Below are 12,542 nucleotides of genomic sequence, written 5' to 3' on the forward strand. Positions count from 1 at the left end.
TCACCTCGTCTCTTCTTTGCGCTCCTTCGCACGCAACTGACCGCAGGCTGCATCAATATCATGACCTTGTTCACGGCGAATCGTTACATTTACTCCACGATCTTTTAACGTTTTCTCGAACAAGAAAATTTGTTCACGTGGCGTACGTACATAATCACGTTCAGGTACGTAGTTTACCGGAATCAAGTTCACATGACATTTTACACCTTTTAAGAGCGCAGCAAGCTCTTCAGCATGCTCTACTTGGTCATTTTCTCCTCCAAATAATCCATATTCAAAAGTAATACGACGCCCTGTTCTATTTACATAGTATTTAATAGCTTCCATTAAATCTGGTAATTTATAAGCACGGTTAATCGGCATTAATTTTGAACGTAATTCTGAGTTTGGAGCATGCAATGAAATCGCAAAATTAATTTGTAGATCTTCTTCAGCAAACTTATAAATTTTCGGGATAATTCCACTCGTCGAAACAGTCATATGTCTCGCACCAATATGAAGTCCTTTTTCATGGTTAATGATGCGTAAAAATCCCATTAAATTATCATAGTTATCAAATGGTTCTCCAATCCCCATAACAACAAGAGAACTTACACGTTCTTCTGTTTCATCAAGCGCGCGCTGAACTTCTACTACTTGCGCTACGATTTCTCCAGCTTCTAGGTTTCGCTTTAATCCACCAAGTGTCGAAGCACAGAACGTACACCCAATACGACAACCAACTTGCGTTGTTACACAAATGGAATTTCCATATTCGTGTCGCATTAATACCGTTTCAATAGAATATCCGTCATATAATTGGAATAAGAATTTAATTGTTCCATCCGAAGACGTTTGTTTTACTAACGTGTTTAAAGTAGTAATATCAAAGGAATTCGACAATTTATCACGCAATCCTTTAGAAAGGTTTGACATATCCTCATAATTTTTTACACGTTTTTTATATAACCAATCAAAAATTTGTCCAGCACGGAACTTCGGTTCTCCTTGTTCCTTTAACCAATCTTGCATTTCATGAAGTTGTAAAGAGTAAATTGATGGTTTCTTCGTTTCTAAATTTTTCTTTTGTTTTCTTACAGTCGTTTCCATGATGCTACACCTTCTTCCTTAAACAAGCAATATAAAAGCCATCCGTCGCAAAATAATGCGGTAAAATTTGTACTTGACCTTCATCAATATACGGAGTTAATTTTTCTGGCATACGCTCTTTAAGCGTAGTATCCCATTCAAATTCAGGATGTTCTTGTAAAAATTTCTCTATTACTTGTTCATTTTCTATTTTCTCAATTGTGCACGTACTATAAACAAGACGACCGCCTTGTTTTAATAATGGTGCTATTTTTTCTAGTATTGCAATTTGAATCGTCGATAATCTTTCACTATCGCCTTTATCTTTTCCTAACTTAATATCAGGTTTACGTCTAATTACACCAAATCCAGAACACGGTGCATCTACCAATATTTTATCAAACGTTTCATTCGCAAAGTGTTCTTGCACTTTTCTAGCATCTAGCGCTTTAGTTTCGACATTTTCTAGACCAAGTCGCTCTGCTTGCTGTTTAATTAAACGTACTTTGTGTGCATGTAAATCAAGGGACATGACCTTACCAGTTCCCTTTAATCGTTCCGCGATATGCGTTGTTTTTCCGCCTGGAGCAGCACAACTATCAAGAACTGCATCTCCCGTATTCGGTTCTAAAGCGCGTGCTACAAGCATAGAACTTTCATCTTGAATAGAAAGAAATCCTTTTTTAAACGCTTCTGTATGCGCTACATTTCCTCTTTCAATCTGAATTGCATCATCTGATAAGTCACCACGTTTTGCTTCTATACCTTCACTTGCCAACAACTCAATCGCTTCTTCTACCGTTACCTTATCAACATTCACACGCGCTGTTGGTACAGGTGGTAACATGTTTACTTCGCACATTTTTTCTGCAGTTTCTAAACCGTATTCTGAAGTCCACTCTTGGACAAGCCAAACTGGATGACTTGTTGTAATTGCAAGACGTTCTACTGGATCCTTGATTTCATCTACAGAAGGTACACCTTCTCTCTGAATCGAACGTAATACACCGTTCACCATACCAGCAATTCCTTTATGCCCGCGACGCTTTGCAATCTCAACCGCTTCATGAATAGCCGCTCTTTCTGGCACTCGGTCTAAATAAATCATTTGATATAAAGATAAGCGAAGCAATACTCTTACCCACGCCTCAACCTTCTTTTTTAGAAAAGGCTGTAAATAATAATCTAATGTGTCACGACGTTGAATCGTTCCATATACAATTTCAGTTAATAAACCAATATCTTTTCTATCAATTGCACTTTTTTCAATTAGATTATTTAAAAGTAAGTTGCTATATGCACCACTTTTTTCCACTTGAATTAAACCATCAAGAGCTAATTCACGAACATTTTGTCTCATGCATTTTCTCCTAACTTCGTTCCAATTTCAGGTTTTGTTCCACGTAAAAATTGTGAACAACTCATACGCTTTTTACCAGAAGGTTGCAATTCAGTAATTTTAACACCTGTTTCATTACTCGTTGCTACAACAAAACCATCTTCTTCGATTGCAACAATTGTACCTGCTTCAGCCGGTTCAGTTATAGGCACTTTTTCTCCCCACCATACTTTAACAACTTGTCCTGCTAAAGTTGTATAAGCAACTGGCCATGGATTCAATCCGCGAATGTGATTGTATACTTCTTCACCTGTTTTTGTCCAATCAATTTTCTCTTGCTCACGTTTTATATTGTACGCAAACGTTACTTCTTCTTCGTTTTGTTTAATCGGTTCTAACTTACCTTGGATTAATAAAGGTACTGTTTTAGATAGAAGGTGTGCTCCTGCTTCACTTAATTTATCAAATAATGAGCCTGTCGTTTCACGCTCTTCAATTTCAACTTCCACTTGCGTTAAGATATCACCAGCATCCAATTTTTCTACCATATACATAATTGTAATACCTGTTTTTTCTTTACCTTCCATAATTGCATAATGAATTGGTGCACCACCACGAAGTTGAGGAAGTAAAGAAGCGTGAACATTAATACATCCATACTTCGGTGCTTCTAAAATTTCATTTGGTACAATCTGCCCAAATGCAGCTGTTACAATTAAATCTGGCTCTAATGCCAATACTTTTTCATATTCATCTTTTTCACGAATTTTTAACGGCTGTAACACAGGGATACCATGTTTTTCCGCTTCAACTTTAACAGGTGTAGGTGTTAATACTTTTTTTCTACCTACTGGACGATCAGGTTGCGTCACAACACCTACTACCTCATAGCCATCTTCAATAAGACGACGAAGCACCGGCACTGAAAAGTCCGGTGTTCCCATAAACACTACTTTTATCATTTAAAAACCGCTCCTTTTAACACCTATTCTAGTTCGTTTTCTTCATAATATCTTGTCACTTTCGATGTAAATAAAACACCGTGTAAATGATCGATTTCATGTTGAATTGCACGCGCTAAAAATCCTTCCGCTTCTAATAAGAATACTTTCCCACGGCGATTTTGTGCTCTTACTTTAATATAATCGGCACGTTCTACTTCACCATAAAGTCCCGGGAAGCTTAAACAGCCTTCGGGACCTACTTGTTCACCACGTTTTTCTAATATTGATGGATTGATTAACTCGATTTTCCCAGTATCATCATCGACATCAACAACCGCTACTTGCAAGCTTACACCTACTTGAGGCGCAGCTAAACCGACTCCGTCCGCAATTAACATTGTTTCATGCATATCTTTCAACAATTTCACTAACTTTTTATCAAAGTTAATTACTCTTTCGCATGGTGTTTCTAACACTTCATTTGGATGCTTTATTATTTCTAAAACTGCCATATTTCCCTCCGCTACATTAACATTGTTGGATTAAAATCAATTGAGATTTGTAGCTCTTTTTGCATTTCTGCTTGATAATGTTCATTTACCATTTTGAGCACGTTCTTTAAGTTTGGTTCCCGTTTGTATTTTATCATGCATTGATAACGATATCTATCTTTTATCCTTGGAATCGCTGAAGCAACTGGTCCTAGCACCATTGTTTGCTGTGAGCAATGCGTTCGTAAATACGAGGCAATTTTTTCCGTCACTTGTACCGCTTTTAATAATTCAGGATGAGATACAGTTACGAGTACAACATAGTAATATGGGGGATATTGTCTTGTTCGTCTCATTTGCATTTCTTGGTCAAAAAACACATCATATTGTTGGTTCTTCGCTAACTCTATACTGTAATGTTCTGGCGTATACGTTTGAATCACAACTTCCCCTGGCAATTCATGTCTACCTGCTCGTCCACTTACTTGCGTCAATAGCTGATATGTCTTTTCACTCGCCCGAAAATCAGGTAAGTGAAGCATCGTATCTGCAGTTAAAACCCCAACGAGCGTTACTTTCGGAAAATCTAATCCTTTAGCAATCATTTGTGTTCCGAGTAATATATCTGCTTTTTCTTCCCCGAACGCCTTTAATAATTTTTCATGCATTCCTTTTCGACTTGTCGTATCTACATCCATTCGAATGACTCGTGCCTCTGGAAATAGTTTTGTAATTTCTTCTTCTACCTTTTGTGTACCTGTACCAAAGAAACGAATGTATGTACTTTGACAAGCTGGACACTCAGTTGGCATATTCTCTTCGTAACTACAATAATGACATTTTAAACGATGATTCATTTTATGATATGTCAATGAAATATCACAATGCGGACATTGAACAACATACCCACAATCACGGCACATAACAAATGTAGAATGACCTCTTCTATTTAAAAAGAGTACCATTTGTTCTTTCTTTTCTAATCGATCTGCTATTTTTTCATGCAGCGCCTTAGAAAACATTGATCGATTCCCGTCACGAAGTTCTTCTCGCATGTCAACAATCTCTACCGTTGGTAAAGCTTGTTCATTCATACGTTTTTCCATTGTTAATAGTTCATAAACACCTTTTTTCGCCCTTGCAAACGATTCAAGTGTTGGTGTCGCACTACCAAGAACGATAGGACATTTATGATATTGTCCTCTCCAGACAGCTACATCTCTTGCATGATACCTCGGATTATCTTCTTGTTTGTAACTTGATTCATGCTCTTCATCAATAATAATAATCCCTAAATTCTCAAAAGGCGCAAAAACAGCTGAACGCGCACCAACTACAACTTTCACTTCTTTTCTTAAAATCTTACGCCACTCGTCATACTTTTCTCCAACAGACAACGCACTATGAAGAACTGCAACTTGTGAGCCAAACCTACCTTTAAAACGATCCACCATTTGGGGCGTTAGTGCAATTTCAGGAACAAGAACGATAGCTTCTTTTCCTTTCTTGAGCACTGCTGCTATAGATTGTAAATATACTTCTGTCTTTCCACTTCCTGTAACACCATATAGTAAAAATGGATTATAAGTTTCATTTGTAATTGATGATAAAATCGGTGTAATAACTTGTTTTTGTTCCTCCGTAAGTGGAAATGGTTTTGTTTGTTCAAAATCATCATCGTCATACGGATTTCGGTATACTTCCACATACTTTTCTGAAATGAATCCCTTTTTAACAAGTGCTTTTATTGGAGCATCTGTTATTTGTAACTCTTCTGTAATTACTTTCAACGGTGCACTTTTATAATTTTCCACAAAATAATAAAGTACATCTTGTTGTTTTTTACTTTTCAGTTCAAATGCCGCTAATTCCAATTTATCTTCTGGCAACTCCGGCTGAACCACTCTTTGCTTCTTCTTTTGTACTTTATCTTTCACTTGATAAACGACTTCAACCGTACCATTTTTAATTTCTTGTTGAATAGCTCGGTATAAATGTGGCTGTTGCTCGATTACTTCAAAATCAATTGCTTCTTTATCCTGAAATAAATATAGTATTTCAGGTGCTATTTCTTCCTGTTTACAAAGTTGTAGACGTTTTTTATACGTTGCTTTTATCGCAGTTGGAAGCATCACTTGAAAAGCTGAAATCATGTAGCATAACGTTTCACTTGTAAGCCAATATCCAAGCTTTAATAATTCATCATTTAAAACCGGTGTTACATCTAATATTTCATGGATTGTCTTTAACTTCTTACTTTCTACATCCACCGAATCTTTAATCCCAATAATAAAACCTTGCAATTTTCTTGGGCCAAACGGAACTACTACACGCATTCCTGTCTGTACAATATCTTCCCATTTTTTAGGGATAATGTAATCAAATGGTCGATCTGTCTGACGGGCAGGTACATCAACAATGACACTTGCAAATTTCATAAACGATCATCTTCTAACATCATTTCAATTTGCTTCAATATTTCACGAGCTACCTCTTTTTTCATTAAAAGTGGCAACTCAATAACTTTTCCATCTTTTCTATACATTGTTACAATATTCGTATCCGTGCCAAATCCAGCTCCTTGCGCTTTTACATCATTCGCGACAATCATATCTGCATTTTTCTCACGTAGTTTTTTCGTTGCATATTCCTCTACATTTGTCGTTTCAGCAGCAAAACCGATAAGTAACTGTTTATCCTTTTTCTGACCTAACGTTTTTAAAATATCCACCGTTCTTTCAAGTTCAATGACAGCATCACCATTTTGCTTTTTCATTTTATTCTCATGAACATATTTCGGACGATAATCTGCAACTGCTGCTGTTTTAATGACAACGTCTACGTTTTGATAATGTTGAAGAACCACTTCTAACATATCTTGTGCAGATTCCACTTGCACTGTCGTTACATGTAACGGTGGATTTAATGCTGTCGGTCCTGAAACGAGTATAACATCAGCGCCTAAATTCGCTGCCACTTCCGCAATCGCATACCCCATTTTTCCAGAAGAAAAATTTGTCATAAAACGAACTGGATCAACCTTTTCACGTGTTGGGCCAGCAGTTATTAATATTCTTTTGCCCTGCAATGGTTTGTGTTCTGAGAAAGCTTCCTCTAACCGTGCGATAATTGCTTCAGGTTCTTCTAGTCGTCCCTTCGCTACATATCCACATGCTAAAAAGCCTTCCCCAGGCTCAATAAATGTATATCCTAGCGTTTTCAATGTCATCATATTTTTTTGAACTATTTTATTTTCATACATATGCACATTCATAGCAGGCGCAATCCATACCGGAGCTGTAGTAGCTAACAAAGTAGTTGTAATCATATCATCTGCAATACCACCAGCTAACTTTCCAATACAATTGGCAGTAGCAGGTGCGACAAGTACAACATCCGCCCAATCTGCTACATCAATATGAGCAATAACAGCTGAGTCTTTCTCATCAAATGTATCCGTATATACATCATGGCGAGAAAGCGCTTGGAATGTAAGAGGCGTAACAAACTTCATTGCCGACTCACTCATCATTACTTTTACAATCGCGCCAGATTGTGTCAATTTACTCGTTAACGCAGCTGCTTTAAAAACCGCAATGCCTCCTGTTACACATAGAAGTATCTTTTTCCCTTTTAGCATATGACTCGTCCTCTTTCTTTTTCAAACTTATAATACTGAAATAGAATTCTCAGCTCGTCAGTACCAATATTTCATTCCTTTCGTAAAAAAATAACAACCTACTTGTAAATAGGTTGTTACCGTTACATAGAAAATTATAAAGTCTATGTTTTATTTTGTCGAAGGCAAAGGCTTATTCAGCTACTTTATCTTCACTTGGTACGTAGCTTAATGCTTCTGCATCGATTTCTTCTAATGCTTTACCTACACATTTATGAGAAACAGGTTTTTCTACAACACAGTTATTAGCAAGTTGCATTTCACGCGCGCGTTTTGCAGCTACTGTTACTAATGTGTACTTAGAATCGATTTTTTGTAGTAATGAGTCAATTGATGGATTTAACATAATTATAGACCCTCCGTCATTTCTTTATAATATTTTGCTACCCTTTCGCGGCGGCAATGTTCGCCAACCACAATTGCTTTAATTCTATCACAAGCTAATTCAACTTGATCGTTTTCTACTACATAGTCGTAAGCGTCCATCATCTCGATTTCTTCTTTCGCTACAGTTAAACGATTTTCAATAACATCTTCAGTCTCTGTACCACGTCCGACAATACGGCTTTTTAGTTCAGATAAACTTGGAGGTGCTAAGAAAATAAATACACCTTCTGGGAAAGCTTTCTTAACTTGAATTGCTCCTTGCACTTCAATTTCTAAGAATACATCTTTTCCTTCTTGTAATGTTTTTTCAACATAGTCAATCGGTGTTCCGTAATAATTACCTACGAACTCAGCCCACTCAAGTAATTTTTCATTACGAATCATTTCCTCGAATTCTTCTCTTTCTTTAAAGAAATAATCCACACCATCTACTTCACCTTCACGCGGCTTACGTGTCGTTACTGAAATAGAGTACTGAAAACGTGTATCCTCATGGCTAAACAGCTCTTTACGAACCGTCCCTTTTCCAACCCCAGAAGGCCCTGAAAGAACGATGAGCAATCCTCTTCTACTTCTCATAAATATGTAAAACCTACCCTTCCTCACTTAAATCTTCTTTATTATTCAAACGATGTGCAATCGTCTCTGGTTGAATTGGACTTAATACAACATGCCCATCATCCATAACAATAACCGCCCTTGTTTTTCTCCCATACGTAGCATCAAGCAAAGCATTATGTTCGCGTGCTTCTTGTACTGTTCGTTTAATAGGAGCTGACTCCGGACTTACAATAGCAATAATTCGATGAGCAGATACAATATTTCCGTATCCAATATTTAAAAACCGCATGGCCATAGTTTGCGCCTCCTAGTAAGTCTATCCGATTTCTCCACCACGTATAACTTTATATATTTTTTGAAAGCTACTCAATATTTTGTACTTGTTCACGAATTTTTTCAAGGTTATTTTTCATTTCTACAACATATTTTGAAATTGTTAAGTCATTTGCCTTAGAACCAATCGTATTAATTTCTCTATGCATCTCTTGCACGATGAAATCCATTTTCCTTCCAACAGGCTCTTCAATCTGCAATGTTTCACGAAATTGCTCTAAATGACTTTGCAAACGAACTAACTCTTCATGAATATCACAACGCTCTGCAAAGATTGCGACTTCTGTTAGCAATCTTTGTTCATCTAGATCTTGATTATGTAATTCTTTTAAGCGATTTTCTAATCGTTCACGATATTTTTGTGTAACAATTGGTGCATGTGGAATAATTGCATTTACACAATTGCTAATCTCTTGTAAACGATACGCTATATCTTTATGTAATCGTTCTCCTTCGCCATCTCTCATCGTTTTCAACATATGAGCAGCTTGACGAACAGCCTCATATAAACTGTTCTCAAAATGTTCATTTACATTTTCTATTTCTTCAATTGCTGTTACTTCTGGCATTGCCATTAATTGCTGAAGTGTAATAGAATCTTGTAATTGAAATTTCCCTTTTATATCTTCCATCATCGATTGGTACTGCTCAAGAAGTGACCAATTCACACTTAATTTTCTTTCAACAAGTCCTTCACCCGCTATACTAATAGACACTTCAATGCGTCCACGTCGAACTTGCTGTGCAATTATTTTACGAATTTTGTCCTCAAATACCATCATTTGCTTAGGAAGTCGAATACTCATCTCTAAAAAACGGTGGTTCACCGATTTCATTTCTACTGTAATTTGAAAAGTATCACTTTCTACTTTCGATCTTCCAAACCCTGTCATACTAGAAATCATTTTTATCACATCCAAGCCATAAAATAACTCAATGAAAAAGGTAATAGAGACAAGGCTCTACTACCTTCTGTAAATTATATCACATTTTCATAACATTGACTATTTCAAGTTTAATCCCTTCTTATATAATATCGGCTTTTTCTTCTTAGCCTTTTTCCCTGTTAATAAAGAACCTACTAGTAAGAAAGTCGGAATTGATGACAAACCTCCAATTAATAACCAATCTCTTGCTTGTATCGGCATTGTGCTAAAGATTGGTTGTAACGGTGGATAATATATAACCACTAGCATGAGTAGTAACGAAATAATAACCGCCCCTACTAAATACACGTTCCCAAATGGATTACGGTGAAAGACAGAATGCTCACTACGACAATCAAATACATGAATAAGCTGAGCAAGTACCAACGTCGCGAACGCTACAGTTTGTGCATATTTCAGTTCATTTGGATGTTGGTTATACGCAATAATAAACGCCACTAACGTCACTGCCCCAATTAAAAACCCTCGACTTATTATTTTCCACGCAAGCCCTCTAGCGAATACCCCTTCTTTCGGGTGACGCGGTGTTCTCTTCATCACATCTCCTTCAGCCTTATCCAAACCTAATGCCATCGCTGGTAAACCATCAGTAACTAAGTTCACCCATAAAATTTGAATAGGAACCATCGGCAGTGGTAATGCAAGTAACATCGCAAATAACATAACTAAAATTTCTCCAACATTTGACGCCAATAAGTAGCGAATGAACTTACGTATGTTCTCATATATATTTCTTCCTTCTTTAATTGCTGATTTAATTGTAGCAAAATTATCGTCTAGTAAAACAAGTGAAGAGGCTTCTTTCGCAACATCTGTCCCTGTAATTCCCATCGCTATCCCAATATCCGCTGTTTTTATCGCTGGAGCATCGTTCACTCCATCACCTGTCATCGCTACTATATGTCCTTGATTTTGCAGTGCCTTAACAATTTTCAATTTATGCTCAGGTGATACACGAGCGAATACATACGTATCTTCTACAACATTTTCTAATTCCTCCACATCCATATTCGCGAGTTCTACTCCTTCAACAACGCGTCCATCTGGTGGTAAAACTCCTAATTGTTCAGCAATCGCCATTGCTGTCACTTTATGATCACCTGTAATCATTACTGTTCGAATACCAGCTTCTTTACACTCTTTTACCGCCTGCGCCACTTCTGGCCTTGGCGGGTCAATCATACCTTGTATTCCAACCAACATAAAATCTTTTTCAACGTCTCTTTCATGTTCAATAGAATCCGTGACTTTTAAAGGTTTAAACGCAACTGCAATTGTTCGAAGCGCTTGACTACCTAAGCTATGAATAGCCGCCTGTACTTCTTTTCTATATAGCTCACTTAACGGCTGCTGCTTATCCCCCCATAAGATTGTTTGACTCAGTTGCAAAAGAACATCCGGTGCTCCTTTCGTAACAATAAACTTTTTCCCCTCTCGATCTCGTACAATAACACTCATCATTTTTCGAGTTGAATCAAAGGGGAATTCACGAATAATTTCAAATTTCCCTTTTAATGCCTCACGTGTTATCCCGGCTTTCATTGCTGCAGCTACAAGCGCTCCCTCTGTCGGATCTCCATCTAATACGTACGCCTTTTTCTTTTGAATAATATTTGCATTGTTACATAGTGAACCAAATGTAAGTAGCTGATAAAGTGATTTTGTCTTAGCTGGATTCACTTCTTTTTCACCTTTCATAAAAGAGCCATTAGGTTCATATCCTTGCCCTGTCACTTTCCACAATTCTCCGCCTGACCACATATGTGTTACCATCATTTTGTTTTGCGTCATTGTTCCCGTTTTATCAGAGCATATAACAGAAGCGCAGCCTAACGTTTCTACGGCCGGTAACTTCCTTACAATTGCTCTCTTTTTTATCATACGCTGTACACCAAGTGATAAAGCTACTGTAACAATTGCTGGCAATCCTTCTGGAATAGCCGCAACAGCTAGCGATACGCCAGCTAAAAACATATGATATACTTCATTCCCTTGATACACACCAGCCAATACAACGAGCGCTGTCAAAATAAGAGCTACAATAATTAATATTTTTCCGAGCTGTTCTAACCTTCTTTGCAGTGGCGTTTCCATTTGCTCTGCATTTTGCAACATATTTGCAATTTGCCCCATCGCTGTATTCATACCAGTTGCTACAACAACTCCTGTACCAGATCCTCGCGTAATCATTGTCCCCATAAAAGCCATATTTTTTTGATCCCCAATTGCAACATCTTGCCCTTGCAATGCTTCTACCTTCTTTTGTACAGGTACGGACTCCCCTGTCAAAGCAGACTCTTCAATATATAAACTTGATGCCTCAACAAGACGCACATCAGCCCCAATACGATCACCACTGGAAAACTTAATAATATCCCCTAAAACAAGTGCTTTAGATGGTGCTTTTACCCACTTTCCATTCCGCATTACAGTAACTTGCGGAGCGGCTAGTTCCTTTAAAGCTTCCAATGATTTTTCAGCTTTTCTTTCTTGAAAAAAGCCGAGAATACCATTGATAATAACAATGGCAACAATAGCAATAGAATCAATGTATTCACCTAAAAACGCAGAAACAATTGTTGCTCCAAACAAAACGAGTACCATGAAATCTTTAAACTGTGCTAAAAATACCATTAGTGCAGAAGGCCTTTTTGCTTCTTCTAATTCATTAGTACCAAATTTCTTTACTCGCCCTTCTGCTTCTTTCTCTGTAAGTCCAACCTTTACATTCGTATTCGTTCTTTCTTCCACTTCATGTGCTCGCATTCCATACCAGTTCATCCTGCTATCGAC

General features: G+C 37.4%; 11 protein-coding genes. All 11 read right to left on the minus strand.

The window, feature by feature from the left end; all coding sequences use genetic code 11:
- The 11 genes from rlmN to MKY21_RS19515 all read right to left on the minus strand — a co-directional run bounded on the left by rlmN (position 1) and on the right by MKY21_RS19515 (position 12,530).
- Positions 1-1,089: a 23S rRNA (adenine(2503)-C(2))-methyltransferase RlmN gene (gene rlmN, locus MKY21_RS19465; RefSeq protein ID WP_000450541.1), complete on the minus strand. Its 1,089-nt coding sequence runs from the start codon at positions 1,087-1,089 to the stop codon at positions 1-3.
- Positions 1,090-1,093: 4 nt separating this feature from the next.
- On the minus strand, positions 1,094-2,428 hold the full coding sequence (gene rsmB, locus MKY21_RS19470) for a 16S rRNA (cytosine(967)-C(5))-methyltransferase RsmB (RefSeq protein ID WP_001249666.1): 1,335 nt from the start codon (positions 2,426-2,428) through the stop codon (positions 1,094-1,096).
- Positions 2,425-3,369 (minus strand): methionyl-tRNA formyltransferase, encoded by a 945-nt coding sequence (fmt, locus tag MKY21_RS19475; protein ID WP_341077202.1) that lies wholly within the window; start codon positions 3,367-3,369, stop codon positions 2,425-2,427. The genes rsmB and fmt overlap by 4 nt, the downstream gene beginning before the upstream one ends.
- A gap of 23 nt (positions 3,370-3,392) precedes the next feature.
- Positions 3,393-3,863, minus strand: a complete 471-nt coding sequence (def, locus tag MKY21_RS19480; protein WP_000279455.1) for a peptide deformylase — start codon at positions 3,861-3,863, stop codon at positions 3,393-3,395.
- 11 nt (positions 3,864-3,874) lie between these two features.
- A complete protein-coding gene (gene priA, locus MKY21_RS19485; RefSeq protein WP_016118548.1) occupies positions 3,875-6,280 on the minus strand; it encodes a primosomal protein N' in 2,406 nt (801 codons plus the stop codon).
- Entirely contained in the window at positions 6,277-7,482 is a 1,206-nt protein-coding gene (gene coaBC / locus MKY21_RS19490; protein WP_000911761.1) for a bifunctional phosphopantothenoylcysteine decarboxylase/phosphopantothenate--cysteine ligase CoaBC, read from the minus strand. The genes priA and coaBC overlap by 4 nt, the downstream gene beginning before the upstream one ends.
- 172 nt (positions 7,483-7,654) lie before the next feature.
- Positions 7,655-7,867 (minus strand): DNA-directed RNA polymerase subunit omega, encoded by a 213-nt coding sequence (gene rpoZ, locus MKY21_RS19495; RefSeq protein WP_000933960.1) that lies wholly within the window; start codon positions 7,865-7,867, stop codon positions 7,655-7,657.
- A gap of 2 nt (positions 7,868-7,869) precedes the next feature.
- Positions 7,870-8,487: a guanylate kinase gene (gene gmk / locus MKY21_RS19500; protein WP_001257741.1), complete on the minus strand. Its 618-nt coding sequence runs from the start codon at positions 8,485-8,487 to the stop codon at positions 7,870-7,872.
- 13 nt (positions 8,488-8,500) lie between these two features.
- Positions 8,501-8,764 (minus strand): extracellular matrix/biofilm regulator RemA, encoded by a 264-nt coding sequence (gene remA, locus MKY21_RS19505; protein WP_001251456.1) that lies wholly within the window; start codon positions 8,762-8,764, stop codon positions 8,501-8,503.
- Between the two features lie 67 nt (positions 8,765-8,831).
- Positions 8,832-9,707: a YicC/YloC family endoribonuclease gene (locus tag MKY21_RS19510; protein WP_000625869.1), complete on the minus strand. Its 876-nt coding sequence runs from the start codon at positions 9,705-9,707 to the stop codon at positions 8,832-8,834.
- 99 nt (positions 9,708-9,806) lie between these two features.
- On the minus strand, positions 9,807-12,530 hold the full coding sequence (locus tag MKY21_RS19515) for a calcium-translocating P-type ATPase, SERCA-type (RefSeq protein ID WP_001104775.1): 2,724 nt from the start codon (positions 12,528-12,530) through the stop codon (positions 9,807-9,809).
- Between the last annotated feature and the right edge of the window lie 12 nt (positions 12,531-12,542).

The organism is Bacillus sp. FSL R9-9497 (genome assembly GCF_038005805.1).
In the GTDB taxonomy this organism is placed as follows: Bacteria; Bacillota; Bacilli; order Bacillales; family Bacillaceae_G; genus Bacillus_A; species Bacillus_A cereus.